The sequence below is a fragment of the Acinetobacter sp. 778_lipA genome (assembly GCF_058242985.1).
This window is the reverse complement of sequence record NZ_JBZAYT010000001.1, coordinates 1103064-1123090: the sequence shown is the minus strand read 5'-3', so window position 1 is coordinate 1123090 and position 20027 is coordinate 1103064. Positions and strand designations below refer to the sequence as shown.

Genomic DNA, 20027 nt, shown 5'->3' with positions numbered 1-20027 from the left:
CAACTTGAATGACTCAAATTAAAAATGTCGATATTGCAATGATTTATATGTTTTTGAAGTAAGCATAATTTTGGATGCTGTACTTGTTGATGCGCTATAAATTTAGCACTCATCTTTTTTCATCCTAAACACTGGGATATTCCACGACTCAGTATCTAAAAATTCCCCGTAAACTCTCTATTTACAGTCAGATCAGCCGCATAAAAATTTCGTAAAATTTTGTCTTTTTTCATTTATAAACAGCCCTAAATACATTACAAAGGTTCAAATTTTAAAACGCTTGTTTATTTCATTTATGGAAAATTTTGAACTGCTTAAAGCTTTATTTTTGGGGTTAATCGAAGGTTTAACTGAATTTTTACCGATTTCCAGTACAGGTCATCTGATCTTATTTGGTCATTTAATTGATTTTCATTCAGATTCTGGACGCGTGTTTGAGGTTGTGATCCAATTGGGTGCAATCTTAGCGGTATGTTGGCTTTACCGACAAAAAATCATTGAGTTAATTCGAGGTTTTTTCTCAGGGGATGTTCAGGCTAGACGTTTCGCAATTAATGTTTTGGTTGCTTTCATTCCTGCTGTGGTGATTGGTGTGTTAGCGGTCGATTTTATTAAACAGGTTCTATTTAGTCCTTTGGTTGTAGCCTTTGCTTTAATCATTGGTGGTTTAATTATTTTTGCTGTGGAAGCGAGAAAGTTTGAACCCAAAACTATAGAAGCCACTGACATTACCTTAAAACAAGCGATTCTGGTTGGATTTGCTCAATGTCTTGCTATGATTCCAGGAACCTCACGTTCAGGCGCAACCATTATTGGCGGAATGTTGTCTGGTTTATCACGTAAAGCGGCAACTGAATTTTCTTTTTTCCTTGCGATGCCAACCATGTTAGGTGCTGCAACCTATGATTTGATTCGAAATGCAGACGTTTTAACTTCAGACAATCTCATCAATATTTCGGTGGGTTTTATTGCAGCATTTATTGCAGCATTATTAGTGGTCAAGGCTTTAGTGAAGTTTGTTGAAAAACACACCTTGAGAGTGTTCGCGTGGTATCGTGTGGTGTTGGGTATCATTTTGCTGTTGGTATTTTTATAAAATCTCATCGATGCTGAATAAGCGCTCGTTGAGAGATCTTGTTATTTTATCCTGTTGCCCTACATTTAGCGTGGGGCTTTTTTTAAGTTGTTTTTCTCATTTTTTATGTGGTTTCTTTTTTGCTTTTCTCATTAAGTGTATGAAAAGAAAATCCACAATGTACAGATCAATAATTGCATAGCTCAATGCTATATCTTAAATCTTAATTTTCATACAACTTATATCCAGTCTAAATTTATAATTTGCTTTTTTTCATCTTTTGAAAAATTCTTTAACTGGTATTTCGTCATTAAAGCCATCTTGATAACCATAATCAATTTGGCTCTAGCTATCTTGAGCACCAGCGTCATATGAATTGTTGAAATTATTTTGATCATCGAATCTTGCAAGAAAAACATTAACATTTACACGAATATTCCGTGTAGGCATTATGCTAGAAATTGAATGTTTATATATGATTTGTTCTTGACCTACGCTGTTTCTTAACATCAATACATAGGAATCAAAAGACTCAATATATCCTTGCAATTTAATTCCATTCACAAGAAAAATAAAAACTGCAATACGTTTTTTTCGTAAAATATTTAAGAACGGATCTTGTAAAGTTTGAATATGAGACATATAAAACTCCAAAAAATTTTAAACACTTAAAAGACTGTTATTTTTAGATAAATTTTTCATTAAACGCATCCTGCAAATTATGCTTTGTTTGACGATAATAAGGTCTCACCTCTCTTATTTATGCTTCAATTTTCAAAACAAAGTTTTATTAAAATTATCGAATAGGTGTAGCTAACCTCTCATATTTGCATGATTCATCCTCATCGTCGAAGAGTCCATTTAAGCATTGTCGTTGGATGAATTTTTGCCATCGTGGATAAGTGAACGTGCTGGTGTTGTGTATGTTCATTGGTTGAGGCTTCGACTGGGTAGTACATTACACCGCTTTATTAAACACTGCTTTTGGATTGTTTGTGTTGCATGAATATTCGTATTTTCATTGAGCGCCATTTTAGAAACATCCGCCCAAGATTGCTGAGCAACAATTGAAGTACCAACAAAGATAAACAACGTGGAACTGATGTACAAAATTGTGCGCATTTATTTCTCCGAGATTGAGAGACACTTATTAAGAGAGTAAATCGAAGAGTTGATCATCTAGATGACCTGAAAATGACATTTTTGTAATCCATATCCAACTTATGTTTTATCACGCTATTATGTTTCTAAAAGGTATTTTAGGACACTAAAATGAGAATCTTATTAATAGAAGATGAGCAAAAAACAGGTGATTACCTTAAACAAGGCTTATCTGAAGCGGGCTATATAACTGATTGGGTCACTGATGGGCTCACGGGTAAACAATATGCACTTTCTGAGGAATACGATGTCATTATAATGGATGTAATGTTACCGGGAATGGATGGATGGCATATTATTGAAGCTGTACGTAAAAGCGGGAAAAACATGCCCATTTTATTTTTGACAGCTCGGGATCAAATCGAAGATCGAGTAAAAGGTTTAGATTTGGGCGCAGATGACTATCTGGTTAAGCCATTTGCTTTTGCCGAACTCCTTGCAAGAATAAAAAGCTTACTCCGCCGAGGACAGCAAAGAGAAGACCATAACTTAATCAGTATTGCCAATCTCGAACTTGATATCAGAAAACGCCGTGTTACTCGCGCAGGACAACGAATTGATCTAACGGCAAAAGAATTTGCGCTGATGGAATTATTTATGCGTAGACGTGGAGAAATTCTGCCAAGAGCGCTGATTGCATCGCAAGTCTGGGATATGAACTTTGACAGTGACACCAATGTAGTCGAAGTCGCAATTAAACGTTTAAGAAATAAAATTGATAGTAACTTTACACCTAAACTGATTCAAAATATTCGGGGAATGGGGTATGTTCTAGAGATCGAAGATGAGGCTTAAAGTCTTCAATGCGATCAGTTTTCGAATCGCGATTCTTTTTTCTCTCTCAACGGTCACCATCTTGATCATCATGGGCTTCGTGATACTTCTTGGTGTCTCGCAGCACTTCGAAAGTGAGGATCGAGTGCTACTTGAGGGAAAAATTCAGTCTATACAAAATCTCTTAAAACAAAACCCAACCAACACATCTAAACTTAATGCCTTATTAAAAGATTCTCTTATCGGGCATGATAATCTGATTGTTCAAATTGAACGACCTGTAAATCAAATTGTATTCAATTCCGCACAAATTGTCCTCACGCCACACAGTACTACCGACCAAAATCAATGGTTAAAATGGGAAGTACAAAATAAAAACTATCGTGGGCTGGCCTATCAAAATATTTTTGAAGATGATAAAGATGCACAATCTACACAAATTATTGTTGCGATTGATACATCAGAACATATATCTTTTTTAAAAGCATTCAAACGCCAGCTATTCTATATTTGTTTAATTGGCGCACTATGTTTAATGTTTTTAGGATGGTTTGATGTTTGGCGAGGATTACGCCCGATCAAAAAAATAGCACAAGTTGCCGAAGGGATTTCAGCCCAGCATTTATCTGAGCGTTTAGAAGTTGAGAATACTCCAACAGAATTAAAACCACTAACCATCGCCTTTAATGAAATGCTTGACCGTTTAGAGTCGGCTTTAGAAAAACTTTCAGACTTTTCATCCGATCTTGCACACGAAATTCGCACTCCAATCAACAACTTAATGACTCAAACCCAAGTATGTCTATCTCGCAGTCGTGATATAGAGGCCTATAAAGAAGTCTTATTTTCTAACTTAGAGGAATGTGAACATCTGGCAAGAGTCGTTTCAGACATGCTGTTTTTGGCTAAAGCAGAAAATGGTCTTAGTCTTAAAAACTTACAAACAATTAACTTGTATGAAGAATTTGATAAATTATTTGAATTTTATGATGCTTTCGCAGCACAAAAGAATATCACATTTCACCTTTTCGGTAATGGAAAAGTAAATGCAAATATTACTATGCTACGCCGTGCGCTCAGTAATTTAATATCTAATGCGATTAAATATGGCAAGCCAAACTCGGTCATTCAAATTAAATGCCAGCAAACAGCAGATTACAATAGTTTTTCAATTGAAAATGAAGGCCCAACCTTGTCAGCTGAACAGTTGTCTCGATTATTTGACCGTTTCTATCGAACTGATGCATCTCGACAACGCATGGAAGATGGGACAGGTCTAGGGCTTGCTATCACCAAGTCGATCCTGACACTTCATGGTGCAACTATCCAAGCTGAATCACGAGATGGCTTAGTAATTTTTACGGTTATTTTTAAAAAACAAGATCTTTCAACATGATATGTAAGAAAAAAGACTCATAAATAAAATGAAATTAGAAATAAATAAACCTTAACAACAATAAAGGGAGCAAAAACCCTCTGTTGAGTGAGAATTACATCGTGTACTTTCGCCGAACGGTGATAGCCAATATCACTTCATGATAAAACGACTATGCGTGATTATACAAAGCAAAAAACAGGTTAATTTATATGCTTGTCATTATCAGGATTAATCTAAAATGATGATTTTTGACTCACGCAAGAGGCGTAATAGATAAAACAATAATGAACTATGATTAAGAATAAAGGGTTAAAGGTGAATTATGTTCAGAAGAATATCGTCTTAGGATAGGTTTGCAAACCAAATTTATAATTGCAACAATATCTTATAAAAAATTGAACTGTTTTACTTGACCTTAACATTATGTAAGAGTTTAGGATTTAGATCATGATATAAGACTTATAGGTGTGACTTATGGAAAATAGATCAACTGATCGTGTTTCCGGTTTAAAAAGTAGTTTACAAATCAAGGGAATGAGCTGTGCTAGTTGTGTAAGTCGAATAGAAACAGCACTTAAAAAAGTCAATGGTGTAACCAATGCATCGGTTAATCTAGCCACTGAACGTGCCGATATCACCTCCAATACTCCTATCGACCGTGATGCCTTGATCAAAGCCGTTGAACATGCTGGATATGAAGTGGCTGATGTAACCACAGAGTTGTCAATTGATGGCATGACCTGCGCCTCATGTGTCAGCCGGGTTGAGAAAGCTCTTAAAAATGTACCCGGCGTAAAAGAGGCCAATGTCAATCTTGCCACTGAACGTGCCACCATTTTCGGAACAACCAATGTAGCAGCATTAATCTCAGCCGTGGATAAGGCAGGTTATGATGCGAAAGAAATTCAAACGGCTATTCCAAATCAAGCAGAACACTTAGAAAAAAAAGATCAAGAACGCGCTGAATTAAAGCGTGATCTGACACTTGCTACTATCTTTGCCTTACCTGTTTTTATATTAGAAATGGGTTCGCATCTTATTCCGGGCATGCATCATCTAATTGCTCAGACGATTGGTGTACAAAATAGTTGGTATTTACAATTTATTCTCACCACATTGGTTCTAGTAATTCCTGGACGAAGATTTTATATACATGGTTTACCTGCTTTATTACGTTTAGCACCAGATATGAACTCTTTGGTTGCAGTTGGAACATTGGCTGCTTATTTATTTTCAATTGTCGCAACATTTATACCAAACGTCTTACCTGCTGGTACAGTGAACGTTTATTATGAAGCTGCTGCTGTGATTGTGGCTTTGATCCTATTAGGTCGTTTTCTTGAAGCCAAAGCCAAAGGTCGAACGTCAGAAGCCATTCAGCGTTTAGTCAGCCTACAAGCCAAAGTTGCTCACGTTTCTCGTCACAACCAAATCATCGACATACCAATTGATGAAGTTGTTGCTGGTGACTTTATCATTGTAAAACCAGGTGAGCGTGTTCCCGTTGATGGACGAGTCATTGAAGGCAGAAGCTTTGTTGATGAATCTATGATTACTGGTGAGCCTATACCTGTTGAGAAGAACATCGACAGTGATGTAGTCGGTGGTACTATAAATCAAAATGGGACTTTAAGCTTTACCGCAGTTGCGGTCGGTGGCGAAACCATGCTCGCACAAATTATTCGTTTAGTTGAGCAAGCGCAAGGCTCCAAAATGCCAATTCAAGCTGTGGTTGATAAAATCACCTTATGGTTTGTCCCAGCAGTAATGGTGGCTGCTGTACTGACATTCTTGATCTGGTTGATTTTCGGTCCTTCTCCTGCTTTAACCTTCGCTTTAGTGAACGCGGTAGCTGTCCTTATTATTGCTTGTCCTTGTGCCATGGGTCTAGCAACGCCAACCTCGATTATGGTCGGAACAGGTCGTGGTGCAGAGTTAGGGGTATTGTTCCGTAAAGGTGAAGCATTACAGTTACTCAAAAATGCCAAAATCGTTGCGGTAGACAAAACAGGAACATTGACAGAAGGTCATCCTGTACTCACTGATTTTGAAGTTACTGAATCATTTGAACGTGATTACGTATTGAGTCGAGTTGCAGCTGTTGAATCTCTTTCAGAGCACCCAATTGCGAAAGCCATCGTAGATGCAGCAATCAAAGAAAACCTCACTTTGCCAAAAGTAGAACAATTTGATTCCGTAACTGGTATGGGGGTTTATGCTCAGATCAATGAAAATGAAGATATTCATATTGGTGCAGACCGCTATATGTTGCAACTCAATATTGATATCTTACCCTTTACCAATGCAGCTCAACGTTTGGGTGACGAAGGTAAATCACCATTATATGTTGCAATTCAAGGCAAACTCGCAGCAATTATTGCTGTTGCAGACCCTATTAAATCTACAACACCATCTGCGATTAAAGCGTTGCATCAACTCGGTCTAAAAGTGGCAATGGTTACGGGAGATAATGCGCGTACAGCACAAGCTATTGCTCAGCAATTAGGTATTGATGAAGTCATTGCCGAAGTACTCCCTCAAGGCAAAGTAAAAGCAGTTCAAACATTGAAAGCAAAATATGGCAATATTGCATTTGTCGGTGATGGTATCAATGATGCGCCTGCTTTGGCTGAAGCAGATGTGGGGCTGGCCATTGGTACAGGTACGGATGTTGCAATTGAGTCGGCGGATGTTGTGCTGATGTCAGGCAATTTGCAAGGTGTCGCTAACGCAATTGCCTTATCAAAAGCAACCATCGGCAATATTCAGCAAAATTTGTTCTGGGCGTTTGCTTACAATACCCTGCTGATTCCAGTGGCTGCTGGATTATTGTACCCTGCTTATGGCATTCTGCTTTCTCCGATATTTGCAGCAGGCGCAATGGCCTTATCCAGTGTATTTGTTTTGGCGAATGCCTTACGTTTACGTCGCTTTCAACCCGCTTCTACTTTCGAGTAGAAGCTTGTAGAGAGAAATCTTAATGAATATTGGAAAACTGTCTCAAAGTGTGGGGATATCAGCCAAAATGATTCGATATTATGAACAAATTGGTCTTATTCCTATAGTGGGTCGAAGTAATGCAGGTTACCGCTCATATACAACTCAGGATGCTGAACGCTTAAAATTCATTCGAAGTTCAAGATCGCTTGGATTTTCAGTTGCAGAAATCGCAGATCTGCTGGATTTATGGAACAATAAGAATCGACAAAGCGCAGATGTCAAACAAATGGCACTCTCACATATCGAGAAGTTAGAAATTCGGATTCAAGAACTACAGAAAATGACCAACACTTTACAAGATTTGATTAATTGTTGTGCTGGTGATGAACGACCGAATTGTCCTATTCTCGATGGATTGCAACAGCAAAAAATTGCATTAGAAGAAACCTATCATCAAAATGATTCTTTATCTTTTTCACCCCTTGCTCAACAAAAAGTAAAAAAAGATTGAATGCTTAGCTTTAACAATGACTACTCAAATAAAAAAGCGACCCATTTGGTCGCTTTTTTATCATATAGCCTTTAGCGTGGGGGATAACCCACTGCGGTTAAGTTGTCTCTTAAATCATCTTCAGTAACACTGGTTTTCACTTTGAGACTACGACTAGGTGGATCTGCGATAACTTCCGCCTTAGTATCTAAAGACTGAATTGCTTTAGTGATACGACGCGCGCAAGCACCACAGGTCATATTTGCGATATAAAATTCCATGCTAGACTCCTACATTAAATGGTAATGCCATGATAAAAGTTTCCATAATTGTAAGGTCAAGCAATTCCGTATCTTATTTTATAGTCTATTTGGGACATTTCTTTTAGCTACAACAATAATACTCATTCCCCTGTTGCATCATATACATGTTCAGCAAAAACATCGTTTGTATTACGCTTAATTTACAGCGGTTTAAGCTAATATTTTATATCCCTAAAGTAGTACTGCTTTGTCTAGCTATAACTAAACACATTAATCCCCAACAGATGCAACTTTAACCAACGCCTTAGTTATCAATTTCATTCTAGACTCCTAATCAAAATTAATCCGTAGAAAGCTCCTTGCTCGAAAAGTTCGAGCTGTAGGGTGGTTATCTGTTGCAACGATAGGTCAATGTTAAACTAAGCTTACAATCATAATATTTATTGAAATGCTGTTTGAAATATTCAATTGCAAACGTGCATTTGCATCTAAACAGGCTATATGTTTGAAATTTACTGGCTAAGCAAATACACAACTTGGAATCACAAAGCTGCTATTAAAATGGGCTATGCAGACAAATACATAATTGTCTGCATAGCTATTCATAGACCAAAACATACCCACTACACAGATAATTATTTACTCATATGAAATCAACACATTTTTATGATAAATCCAAATTAAAATTTTAATTTATCTTGAGTTATCACTGATCTCAAAGTTACATCATCATTAGCTTTACAGACTGTAGAAACACCTATTGTTATAAGGCGCTGTCATGTATTTGTACCCTCATTAAGTGCTTTTCAGTAGAATAATTACTCCCCTCAACAGTTAAAATTTTAGAATCAGGATCTGAGATTTCTATACCCGCATTTGTTGTAGCAGATGCATTACCAACATCACCATTTACTGCCAAGCATTTACTGTTTGTACTTACTATTCAACCAATGAATGCAAAAGAAATACCGCTAGATATATGTAAAGCATCACAATCAAGCAATTAAATATTGAATGATATAGCTGTTAATTTTTCAATATCAGTCGCTAAACTCGTTGTACAGTGCGGATTTAAATCAATAACTTGATCCTCATTATCAACACTTAGCCTATAAGCTACATTGAGTAATGTCATGTTGAAAGTAACGTATTCCGCCATTAATAATCACAATAAAAAATCTAATTTTCATCGCAAGACCGTCATAAAAAGTTATGGTTTATGTTAACTTCAATACATCTTTCTAATTTAATCATTTATAAAAATAAATAGTTACGATGAATCAATTTTAATTTCATAAAGCATCAAGAATAAAATTCAACCACATTAAAATAAAAAATAGTAAGATCATTGAAATAAATAAATTACTTCACCCCATCACAAAAACCATCAATATTTCAAACTACTTTTGAACCACATTAATCAATAAAAATAAATTATAAAATTTAAGAAACCCAAAAAAACAATTTAAAAAATAAAAAAATTTCTACAATATTTAGATTACATTTCACACTTCCACAACCATTTAAATAATTCATGTTAAAATTAAAGATTTACTAAAAACCTCACTTACAATTCAAAAAATATGAAAAATTTATTCGCATAATTTAAAATTTCTTAAAAAAATTATAATTTTAGTAAATGTTTTGGATTAGATTTATCAAAAAATTATCCATTACTTTTTATCACAACTACACATGATTAATTATCAAATTATTTTTATTGCTAAGTATATCTTCACTATATATTATTTAAGATCGGTCTTAGTGATCACAATCAAGCTTATTTAATTTAAATATGAGAAACTTTTATGCTAAAAAAAAGAATTTCCTTAAATTCTTTTAAGTTTTTTTATTATGCAGCAATTTACGAAAGTTTAACAATTGCTTCAAAAAAGTTGAATGTTACTCATGGTGCAGTCAGTCGTCAAATTAAGAATTTAGAAGATAATTTAAATACGGTGCTTTTTATACGCAAAGGGAAAAAGATTGAAATCACCAATGAAGGTTTATTATTACTTAACTGTTGCCAAAATATTTTTCATGAAATAGATAAATGCCTCATCAAACTAAACAATAGAGATACAGAATTAAATGATCTGGTTATTTCATGTGAATCCACGCTGTGTATGAAGTGGCTAATCCCTCGTTTAAAAAGCTTCAATAATCTAGATAAATCATTTAAAATCAAAATTATAACCAATAACAAATTATACGATTTAAATACTACTGATATCACAATTTGTCGAGATGATTTTCATTGGAAAGAACATATTTATAGCATTAAATTGGTCAATGAAATAATGTTCTTTATTCAAAATCCTAATCATATTGGAGATAATTTATTAATTTCTTCATCAAGACCAAAGTTTTGGGGAAGTTTGCTAAAAATGAATCAAATTAAAGATAGAATAAATCATCTCAAATATAAAGAACTTGACCATTTTTATTTATGTATCGAAGCATGCTTATCTGGTTTAGGAGTAACTTTTGCTTCCGGCTTTATGATCGAAAATGAATTAAAGCATAATAAACTTCAACCTATTATTGCACCATTTTATGATAATTCATCTTATTATCTTCTATCTTCCTCTCCATTTGAAGAAGATTATCGAAAAATTGTATTTAAAAATTGGCTCATTGAGGAATTACATAAAACTCAACAATACTTGGAAAAATATATTCATTCTTATGACTTTAATAATGTTATAGAACATTCCAAAAAAAAATAATGAAAATTTATTTTTCTCATTTCAAATCAAGCACAATATACTAAAAAAGGAACCAAATGTTTAAACCAGAAATATCATTTAAAACAAGAAAATGGACCTGCAAACACTGCGGTTTATTAAAAAACATATCAAAGTTGCAAATCAAAGCCGGAACAGAAGTCTTTTTCAATATTAGGTTTTTCAACAAGAATTTTGATAATACATTAAAAACAATAAGTGGAACTACTTTAGACCGACAGAATAATTTTCTCACTATTATAGACAAAAAAAATCAAGATATCTATTTTATTGATCAAGCTGAAGTTCAATTAAAATATTTACCTGCACTATTTTTATATAACATGTATGGAAAATGTGTATGTTATAGCAAAAATTGAGTTAATTTTATTTTACTTTCTTAACACGCAAATATATTGATAATTATCACACAAAGTAATAATATGAATTAGTTTATGTAATAAAGAATTAATATCTATTTACAACCTTCAATTCAATATGGTTTACCAGGGTTTTTAGTATGATAGAGAGGTTATCACTTAATTCACTAAAGTTTTTTTATTATGTTGCTATCGAAGGAAGTGTCACGATCGCTGCTGAACGATTGTATGTGACACAAAGTGCTGTAAGTCGACAAATTAAAAATTTAGAAGAGTTGTTAAATATTACTTTATTTGAAAGAAAAAATAAGTCTTTGATTCTTACCGCTGAAGGCAAGGTTTTGTTAGATTGCTGTCAAAATGTATTTAATCAACTCGACAATTGTATTATCGGTATTCGCCAACAAAAATATAAAAACAACAACTTAACAGGGCTTTGTTGCACAAAGATTTGAAATGCAAAGCGCCCCTAATTGAGCCAAATTTAAGGCGTAACTTGGGTAAGTGGTCGACCTAATTCCGTAAATCTGTTAAGGACTGCTACACGTGCATGGATCTCATTCACTTGGCTATCAAAACTCCTTGCACTGAGTTTATCTCCTAATAATTTGATGCAATGCATCTTAGTTTCAACCAAACTTCGCCGATGATAGCCTGACCATTTTTTCCATAGTGTCCTGCCTAAACGTTTAATTGTTCGAAGTAATTCATTTCGCTCTAGCGAGCTACTCTTTGTATCTTTCCATGGTTTCGCATTTTTTCTAGGTGGAATCACCGCATGCGCTTGCCGATCTGCAATGACCTGACGGCATTGCTTGGTGTCATAAGCTCCATCGGCATAAACAGAGTCAATCCGCTCATCTTGTGGAATCTGATTAAGTAAATCACCAAGCACCTGTGAATCACTGACATTATTGGTTGTAAGCTGAACTGCTCGTATTTGCAGGGTTTTAGCATCTATACCAATATGAAGTTTACGCCATTGGCGACGATATTCAGGTCCATGTTTCTTGCGTTTCCATTCGCCCTCACCTAGAAACTTCATGCCTGTAGAGTCCATGAGTAGATGCAGCCCATCTCTACTTTTTTGGTAGCTGATTACAATATCAATATGCTTTTGTCTTCTACAAAGCGTGGTGTAATCTGGAGCTATCCAATTTAATCCGCAAAGTTTAATCAGACTTTGCACAAAGCCAGTGACCATACGTAAAGACAGACGGAATAAGGATTTAATCATTAAGCAGCATTGGATGGCTGCGTCGGAGTAGGTTTGATTTCGCCCTTGTTTGCCTTTTGATGGCGCATACCATTGCGTAGCAGGATCAAACCAAATGGCAATATTTCCGCGACTCATGAGTGCTCGGTTATATGTGGGCCAATTGGTTGTGCGGTAGATTTTGTGTGTAGGCTTCTTCATTTGAAAATTATATCGCTGAAAAAAACGTTACAGATAGGGTTGTGCAACAAAGCCACTTAACAGTGTCTTGTGAGGCAACGATTTCAATGAAATGGTTAATTCCAAGAATGATGAAATTTAATGAGTTAGACCTTGGTTTTGGCATCACACTTTTAACTGGTGGTGGTCACTTAGATTTTCAAAATCAAAATATAGACCTTGCCATACGAAGAAATGATTTTGTATGGGCAAATCATCTTTTTAGCGAGAAAATTGCAGATGAATTTATGTTTTTAGTAAATTCCAACCAACAGAACGCCTCTAATTTAATCTTAAGTACCTCAAGACCAAAATTTAAAAACTATTTATTCAAAGCACATCCTGAAATTTCAAAGCTTAATACGATTGAGCTGGACCATTTCTACTTATGTATCGAAGCCTGTTTATCTGGCTTGGGGCAAACTATCGTATCGGGTTTTATGGTTGAACATGAACTGGAACATGATTTTATTCAAGTCGAAAAATATCTAGATTTAGATGATTCAGCATACTACCTACTCTCCTCCACACCGATTGAAGAAGATCATCGAAAAATCGTTTTTAGAGATTGGTTAATTAAAGAAATGCAATGCACCCAACAAAACTTGTTTAATAGATTTAGCTTTTAAAATGGCAAGCAATCTAAATATATATAATATTTTAAATAAATCAGTTTTAAATTAATTTTCCTCTGGAATATCAAAACCTAATATTGAAATATGATTTTCAATATTAAGCCCAATACTTTTTTATTACATAAGTTTAAATTATTTGTAATCTATAAATACTGTCGCTTGGGCTTGTACTAGACCTGGTGTCGCTATGCTTGCTGAACGGAAATATCTCGCTTTTAGCGCTTTGGTAAAAGTGGTCGAAGTAGAGCCTGTGGGTACTATGTAAAAAGAACTTTGGCTACCAATCGCCATTGGTGTGTCAGTCGCATCTCGTAATTGCACATCCACATTACTGCGGTTTGCTAAAGCAGGATGGTTTTTTAAAATACCCTTATTATTTATATTATTTGGTGTATAGCTATCTGTAATCATTGCCAATAATATTTTATTAGGCATTGTAGTCGTACAGTTTATGCTGACATTAAAATTCTTTTCATTGGCAGTTTGATTACTGCTTAATATGCTGGTGGGTACAGTCGCTAAATTTACGATTTGATTCGACATTGTACAAGTCGGGAGTGTAAAGCTCATCCTTAGGTTTACATATACTTCTGTTGTTCCTGTTTTAGGGACCCCACTTGGCTTGATTGTTGATCCATTATAATCATCAAACTTATAGCTGATTGTACCCAAATGAATTTGAACTATAGCATTACTCAAAGCATCAATCACTGCAGCAGAAGGTTTATAAGTCGAAAGTAATTTAAAATTGAATATTGAGGATCTTACAGCAGCAATCGCTGTTCCAGCATTTGTTGATCCTCTAAAATAAGATTCACCTGCAATTGTCACAGGTGTACCTAAACCAGTATTGGGTAAAATATTATAATCAGTATTCATAGATAATATATTTTGCATCATTGGAGGGCTATGATTACCATCATGCAAATTAAAAGAAATTTTTAAATTATTCATTAACCAAATCTTGGCTGCTGCTAAAGCTGTAGGATCTGTAATTGAACCTATAATTTTAATATCGGGTCCAACTGAAAAAGGACTGTTGCCCACCAAATCTGTCCTGCCTGTTATAGCAGCAAATGTAGAACGTACCGCCACAGATGGAGTGCAACTCAGTAACATAGATTCCGAATCTAAACTATTAATGGCCTGATCATAAGGAAAATTACTAATTGTCCCAACCACTCGATTAAAAGTCACTGAACTAGATGTGTTACAGTTCGCAATAGTCGCAAGTACAGACTGTGATAATGCAAATAATAATGGAACAGAGAACCAAAAAAGCTTATTCATAATTTATTTACACTCCACATCAACAATATTGAAGTTCACTGTGGTTTTTTGTTCGAGTTGCTGTTTAGAAATCGGTGCAATCTGACAGCTTTCATTTTCACTGCTACCCCAGATCACACGACTGGTATTCATTAATGGCTGTTCTTTGTTAACAATCACTTGATTGCCTGCCCCAAGAATTCCAATTGTATTATTCTCGCTATCTTTAAACTGACTGCCCATTGGCAAATCTTGCCGCTGCGTTGAATGGATACGCAATAGTAAATTACTGGATTTATTGGCTTTAAATTCAACCAACTGCGAACTGTATTTACGCGGAATTACATCGCTCTGATTGGATTCCAATGTCACGTTTGTTGGTAAATTCTTCGGATCCAAAGTAATGGTATTTTTGCTATAGGCGGAGTTAAATGGATAGATAGCGTTACCAAAGCGATCGACTTTTACGCCCCATGCATTTTCCACATTGGCACCCTTGCCATTTTTAGCATGGATGATGGTGTATGTTTCTGGCAAGCTGTTAACAGGGGTTAAGCCATAACGATGTCCAACCACTGCACCCAGTGTTGACAATGAGTACTGTATGCTATGTGAATCAGACGAGATCGTTGACCCAACATTCATCATAGGCAAGAGGTAACTAATATTGCCATTATAACGGGTATTGTTCTGTGCATCGGAAACACCTAAACCAAATGTAATCTCATTATTGGCACCTGCTATACCAGACAAACTTGCATTTGAAGTGACTTGATCATTTTCGTTACGCTGTACACTAGAACTTGCATACATCTTCTGTTTACGCCATTCCAGTGGAATCGAGATAGAAAAAAAAGCGGTGGTGCTGCGTTCATGCTCACGATTAGTGTAATCGGTACGGCTTAAGCCAATATTGTAGCTGGCTTTTTTCCAATTATTACCATAACTTAGGTTATATTGGTAATAATCCTGGTTATCATCCCAATAGGTGTTTCTACGCGCACTCAGGTTTATATTTCCCCACCGAGTATCCGCTAAGGATTTAGAAATACTGATGCCGATATTTTCTTTTAAATTATAGTTATATAAAAAGTTATCATATTCACTTTCAGTTAGTATAGTTCGATTACGCTGATAGAGGTGTGAAGAAATACTCATGTAATCACGATTATATTTGGCATAATCTGCATATAAATAGAAACTTTGAGGAATCCATGCATAACGATAATTTAAGGCATATTTCGTCCCTTGGTAACTTTTACCAAATAGCTCTGAGTTTGTATGCTCAATGATCGTAGTCACACCACCAATAGGGATATTTAATGCCAACATCCCCAAGCCGCTGGCATAGCCATTGCTGATATTTAAACCAGCACCGAGGGTCAAACTATTAGTCAAACCATAATTAAAACTACCTTGGAATAATTTATCATCGGTGATTTCTGTTCGAGTACGATAACGACCACCCGCAACGCTGTAGTTATAACGTCCTTGGCGAACTAAGTCTTGATTACTTTGCAGAGACACAATAAATGTCCTCTTTTCTCCTCCTGTTTCGGTGATTTCAACAGTTAAATCACCGTTTGCAGCATTGAGATCATTAATTTTAAATGCGCCACGTGGGACTGTACGCTCATAAATTTTCTGTGCATTTTGAAATATCCTCACCACCGCATTGGTGTAGGCGAAGTTTTCAATCACAGGTGCATACTGACGATAAGCCCATGGCAACATGTCTTGTTCAGAGCTGATTTGAGCACCGACGATCGGCAAGTTATCCAGACGATACGTCATGGTATTAAATTGCCCCACACTCAAACGTGAGTTTATTGGAGTAATATCGCGGTAGAGAATATTTTGATCTGAATGGTATTGGCCCAAACCTGAGTTTTTTGACTCAAAAGCACCTGAGTGACGATAAAACCAACCCGCTAAATTTAAACCGCCATTTAAGCCTAAATATTTACTTTCTTGATCTTCATCGCGATTGTAGTTAAACGCATAGCCAATAAAACCAGAGTTAACACCATTATTAAATAATTTAGGATTGATATAACCCTCTGGACGTTCCTCACGTAAAGCCTGAGGAATAGATAAAGCCAGTTTTAATTCTGCAAGATTAAAATCTTTGTAGGCATCGGCATCCAATGTTTTCATGGTCAAACAGGGTTTATTCGGCAACGTTGCACGGAAGTTATCTTTTAAATCCAAACGATCAAGCAAGTCTGGTGATAAACATAATACTGCCGATTTCTGTCCATCCAAGTGATCAAAATGCACATTTACAGTGTCCAAAGATTCACCATTTACTGACAAATGAACCAAATACTGACCAGGCGCTACAAAGTTTCGAGAGGTGAAACCACTTAAATCTACATTGGTTTGCTCACCAAACAATGAGGCTGCATTAAACGTAGTAAAGTCATTATTACTAGCCGTTAATTCATTATAGTTCTGAGCAATAAGCTGACTATTATCTTGGGTAATTAAATGACCATCTGTATTTGTATCAGCATGAGAAAATTGCACGTCTTCAGCTGAAGTCTGAACAGTAACAGTTGACATCAACATTAAAAAAAGTTCAGACTTTTTAAAATTCAGCATAGTAATAACCTGCTCATCATTACTGTTTTATTGCTAGCGCCCTATAAAAAAGGCAACAGAACTTCAAAGCTATTTTTCAAATTCTTAGTGAAATTATTAAAAAATGTCTTAATAATAAATTTATTGGATTGTTGTTTCGTATGTTTGTAATGTACCTAAATCATTAAGCACCTCGTAAACGATTTTTTTAGTTGAGGTATCCAGTTTAAAATCTTTCAGAATTACATGAGTAAAAGGTGCCAACATAATAGCTTGGTCTGCTGAGCTAAATGCCTGGTTTTTACCACTTTCAATTTGAACCACAGTCAGATAATAAGGTGTTGGATTATTCATACTTACGTTTTGAGCACCTTGATCATATTTAAACTGCACGCTTTGCTGTGCCAAAAATGCTGTCATGGCTAACTCACTAGGTCGGTAAAATAGTTTTATCCGCGTTCTTACTGTAAAAGATAAATAGTTTTTATCTTTCAGTGCTGGATCATCTGGTGGAATATCCATCATATTGAACCAAAAAATAGATTCACGATCCTGCGGTAATTTTTTAATATCCAAAGGAATAACTCGAATAATCTGACCTTTTCGTGCTTCAACTCGAGTCAATGGTGGATTTAGAATAAAAGGAACTTCACTTGCCTTGGGAATCTTTTCTGAATCCCCAGTATCTATCCACACTTGTACAAGTGATGGAGTGTCAAAGGCATTTCGGAGCTGGACATTTACACTTTTGGATTCAGCTGGGAAAATGATGCGAGTACCATCTATTGAGACACCGGCATAAGCAAATGACATCATCAAGTAAATGAATCCAGCAATTTTTAGGTAACGCATTATTTCCCCCTCTAGCAAACAGATTCAAAAATTAATTGTATTGCAACGTATAGTTGACAACTGCAGTCACGTTTTGTCCACTTACAGTTCCTGTCTTGCTCGCATACTGTGCTTTGTAAAGCATGGTGGCGGTACCACTACCATCCGCTGCAAGCCCTGTAATTGCACTTTTAGCTTGGACACCCCAAGGCTCAGAAAGATTAACAGCAATATCTGCATCTGTTAAAATTTGGATATAAACTGGATTTGCTATAGAAGCACCACCTTCTGTTGCTTTATTCACTAATAAAGTTTTATCAGTGGTGTCTAAGTCAGCTGTAGAAATTGGACTCAGGTATAAACCTTTTAGTGCTTTATTTGTTGATGCGTCGCAATTACCTGTGCCTGCAGCATTTTTTAACTGTAGGCTAAAGTTTTTTCTCGCTGCAGTCATATTGGTCGCAGTAAAGGTTGACTTAAGTACAGTGTCTAAGGTCAAAACTAAATTTTGACTGCCGTTTACTCCAAATCCAGAGCCCGCTAATGTACAAGTTTCATCAGTTATCATACCGTTAATTGTAATTGTTCCGTCTGCTGCAAAAACACTTGAACATGCTAAACTTAAAGCTAGAGTGCCTAATGCTGGCAATGTTAACTTCTTCATTCAATAAACCTCTTCAACTTTTTAAAAAAATGATAAGACGGTTTTATTATGTCGTGCATATCACGCTTAAAATCGATATCCACAAAAAATAATACCCCCTACAAAACCACTTTCAATTTATTTTAATCTTCACCTTACACTTATAAATAAAGAACAGTTTAAAATAAAAAATATCCTAGCAAAAATAAATAAATATCACAATATCTCTTATTTCAATTACTTATCACGCAAATAAAAGTTAAGAATCATGATTATTTTATTTATTTACTTTAAATAATTCATAAAAACAAAACAATATAAATCAAATAATTTTTCACAATTAAAAATGCTATTTTTATTATATAAAAAGACAAACACAGATATTCTAAAATTTATCCTTAAACCAAATATAACAATATCACCCACCTCAATAACACTCAAAACATATGATTAAGCCAAATCACCCAAGATACATTTAAATTAAAAATCAAAATTTATTAATAAAATTCACTCATACTTTCCATTTATTTTAAGTTAAATATTGCTGAATTTTAATAAAAATCCTTCATTAAAATTAATTATCACAGATAAAAAAGACTAATTAAATCGCTATACATTATTATAATTTTCTCGAATTCCTTATAAATTTATGCTTCTAATGATTACTTATTTTAAAAATAAGCTTGGTATTCACTTATTTTTTATGAGCATTTAATGATCAAATGCTCTTTTTTAATGAAAAAAATCTCATTCATATTAAAAATAAGACTTAAATACAGAAATAAACGCTGTTTGAAATACTAGAAACTATTTTTTTCAAGAATAAAGTATAGAAGTTGCAGTTCTTTGGCTTTGTAATACAGAAATTTTTTCAATGTTGTTGAGCAATCTCATCAGCAAAGAAGAATGAGACTTTGAACAAAGCCGTGACCATACCTAAAGACAGACGGAATAAGGATTTCATCATTAAACAACATTAGATCGCTATATCTGAATAGGTTTGATTTCGACCTTGTTTGCCTTGCGGTTGTTCATACCACTGAGTATTGGGATCAAACCAAATGGCAATATTGCCACGATTAATGAGAGCTTGGTTGTATGAAGACCAATTAAGAGTACTGTAAATATTAGGGCGAGGCTTATTCATTTGAAAATTATAGTGTGGAATCAGCCTTTAGAGATAGGATTGCGCAACAAAGCCTATTGAGTGATCAAAGTTTTCTTTATAGTGTATATTAAATTTTTTTTACAAGAAAATCAGAATTTATTTAAAAAATAAGCGTTATTCGAAATTCGTGAAAATCAAATATTGAAGTTGTATTCTCGGTTTAATTCACTCAGATATCGAGCTTTTTGATGATGTTGTGTAGATAACTCTATTTACTTTATCGACAGAGGAAATTGCTAAACTCGGTGTCTGTTGCTTCCAACGATGCTTAAGTCA

The 20027-nt window shown here is 35.0% G+C and carries 16 protein-coding genes and 3 pseudogenes; 9 read left to right on the top strand and 10 right to left on the bottom strand.

Annotated elements, in window-relative coordinates:
• Nucleotides 1-295: 295 nt before the first annotated feature.
• Nucleotides 296-1096: an undecaprenyl-diphosphate phosphatase gene (locus AC4CUY_RS05205; RefSeq protein WP_419361035.1), complete on the top strand. Its 801-nt coding sequence runs from the start codon at nt 296-298 to the stop codon at nt 1094-1096.
• A 408-nt stretch (nt 1097-1504) separates the two neighbouring features.
• Here AC4CUY_RS05205 and hfq read toward each other — a convergent pair.
• A pseudogene (gene hfq, locus AC4CUY_RS05200) lies at nt 1505-1717 on the bottom strand (RNA chaperone Hfq); the annotation flags it as partial.
• 285 nt (nt 1718-2002) lie between these two features.
• Nucleotides 2003-2197 (bottom strand): hypothetical protein, encoded by a 195-nt coding sequence (locus AC4CUY_RS05195; protein WP_336953938.1) that lies wholly within the window; start codon nt 2195-2197, stop codon nt 2003-2005.
• 150 nt (nt 2198-2347) lie between these two features.
• Between AC4CUY_RS05195 and AC4CUY_RS05190 the strand changes: the two genes are divergently transcribed.
• The 4 genes from AC4CUY_RS05190 to cueR all read left to right on the top strand — a co-directional run bounded on the left by AC4CUY_RS05190 (nt 2348) and on the right by cueR (nt 7839).
• The gene (locus AC4CUY_RS05190; protein WP_336953939.1) at nt 2348-3031 is read left to right on the top strand and encodes a heavy metal response regulator transcription factor; all 684 of its coding nucleotides are present in this window, start codon (nt 2348-2350) and stop codon (nt 3029-3031) included.
• Complete coding sequence (locus AC4CUY_RS05185; RefSeq protein WP_490773757.1) at nt 3021-4406, top strand: heavy metal sensor histidine kinase; 1386 nt, start codon at nt 3021-3023, stop codon at nt 4404-4406. Before AC4CUY_RS05190 ends, AC4CUY_RS05185 begins: the two co-directional genes overlap by 11 nt.
• Nucleotides 4407-4862: 456 nt before the next feature.
• On the top strand, nt 4863-7346 hold the full coding sequence (locus AC4CUY_RS05180) for a heavy metal translocating P-type ATPase (RefSeq protein ID WP_419361038.1): 2484 nt from the start codon (nt 4863-4865) through the stop codon (nt 7344-7346).
• 22 nt (nt 7347-7368) lie between these two features.
• A complete protein-coding gene (gene cueR, locus AC4CUY_RS05175; protein WP_336953942.1) occupies nt 7369-7839 on the top strand; it encodes a Cu(I)-responsive transcriptional regulator in 471 nt (156 codons plus the stop codon).
• 71 nt (nt 7840-7910) lie between these two features.
• Here cueR and AC4CUY_RS05170 read toward each other — a convergent pair whose 3' ends face one another.
• Nucleotides 7911-8099: a heavy-metal-associated domain-containing protein gene (locus tag AC4CUY_RS05170; protein WP_336953943.1), complete on the bottom strand. Its 189-nt coding sequence runs from the start codon at nt 8097-8099 to the stop codon at nt 7911-7913.
• A 745-nt stretch (nt 8100-8844) separates the two neighbouring features.
• The gene (locus AC4CUY_RS05165) at nt 8845-9000 is read right to left on the bottom strand and encodes a hypothetical protein (protein WP_419379189.1); all 156 of its coding nucleotides are present in this window, start codon (nt 8998-9000) and stop codon (nt 8845-8847) included.
• 889 nt (nt 9001-9889) lie between these two features.
• Here AC4CUY_RS05165 and AC4CUY_RS05160 point away from each other — a divergent pair.
• The 3 genes and pseudogenes from AC4CUY_RS05160 to AC4CUY_RS05150 all read left to right on the top strand — a co-directional run.
• Nucleotides 9890-10810 carry a LysR family transcriptional regulator gene (locus tag AC4CUY_RS05160; protein ID WP_336953944.1) on the top strand — a complete coding sequence of 307 codons (921 nt, stop codon included), beginning with the start codon at nt 9890-9892 and terminating at the stop codon, nt 10808-10810.
• Between the two features lie 56 nt (nt 10811-10866).
• On the top strand, nt 10867-11187 hold the full coding sequence (locus AC4CUY_RS05155; RefSeq protein WP_419360888.1) for a hypothetical protein: 321 nt from the start codon (nt 10867-10869) through the stop codon (nt 11185-11187).
• 140 nt (nt 11188-11327) lie between these two features.
• Nucleotides 11328-11627, top strand: a pseudogene (locus AC4CUY_RS05150) (LysR family transcriptional regulator); the annotation flags it as partial.
• Nucleotides 11628-11671: 44 nt separating this feature from the next.
• On the opposite strand, the gene AC4CUY_RS05145 reads toward AC4CUY_RS05150, so the two are convergent.
• On the bottom strand, nt 11672-12604 hold the full coding sequence (locus AC4CUY_RS05145) for an IS5 family transposase (RefSeq protein ID WP_490773756.1): 933 nt from the start codon (nt 12602-12604) through the stop codon (nt 11672-11674).
• Nucleotides 12605-12690: 86 nt separating this feature from the next.
• Here AC4CUY_RS05145 and AC4CUY_RS05140 point away from each other — a divergent pair, with 86 nt between their 5' ends.
• Complete coding sequence (locus AC4CUY_RS05140; protein ID WP_490773755.1) at nt 12691-13251, top strand: LysR substrate-binding domain-containing protein; 561 nt, start codon at nt 12691-12693, stop codon at nt 13249-13251.
• A gap of 138 nt (nt 13252-13389) precedes the next feature.
• Here AC4CUY_RS05140 and AC4CUY_RS05135 read toward each other — a convergent pair whose 3' ends face one another.
• The 5 genes and pseudogenes from AC4CUY_RS05135 to AC4CUY_RS05115 all read right to left on the bottom strand — a co-directional run.
• Nucleotides 13390-14547 carry a fimbrial protein gene (locus AC4CUY_RS05135; protein WP_490773754.1) on the bottom strand — a complete coding sequence of 386 codons (1158 nt, stop codon included), beginning with the start codon at nt 14545-14547 and terminating at the stop codon, nt 13390-13392.
• A 3-nt stretch (nt 14548-14550) separates the two neighbouring features.
• On the bottom strand, nt 14551-17130 hold the full coding sequence (locus AC4CUY_RS05130; RefSeq protein WP_419328172.1) for a fimbria/pilus outer membrane usher protein: 2580 nt from the start codon (nt 17128-17130) through the stop codon (nt 14551-14553).
• A 120-nt stretch (nt 17131-17250) separates the two neighbouring features.
• The gene (locus tag AC4CUY_RS05125) at nt 17251-17961 is read right to left on the bottom strand and encodes a fimbrial biogenesis chaperone (protein WP_336953949.1); all 711 of its coding nucleotides are present in this window, start codon (nt 17959-17961) and stop codon (nt 17251-17253) included.
• Between the two features lie 31 nt (nt 17962-17992).
• The gene (locus AC4CUY_RS05120) at nt 17993-18604 is read right to left on the bottom strand and encodes a fimbrial protein (RefSeq protein WP_490773753.1); all 612 of its coding nucleotides are present in this window, start codon (nt 18602-18604) and stop codon (nt 17993-17995) included.
• 875 nt (nt 18605-19479) lie between these two features.
• Nucleotides 19480-19730: pseudogene (locus tag AC4CUY_RS05115) on the bottom strand (transposase); the annotation flags it as partial.
• Nucleotides 19731-20027 lie beyond the last annotated feature (297 nt).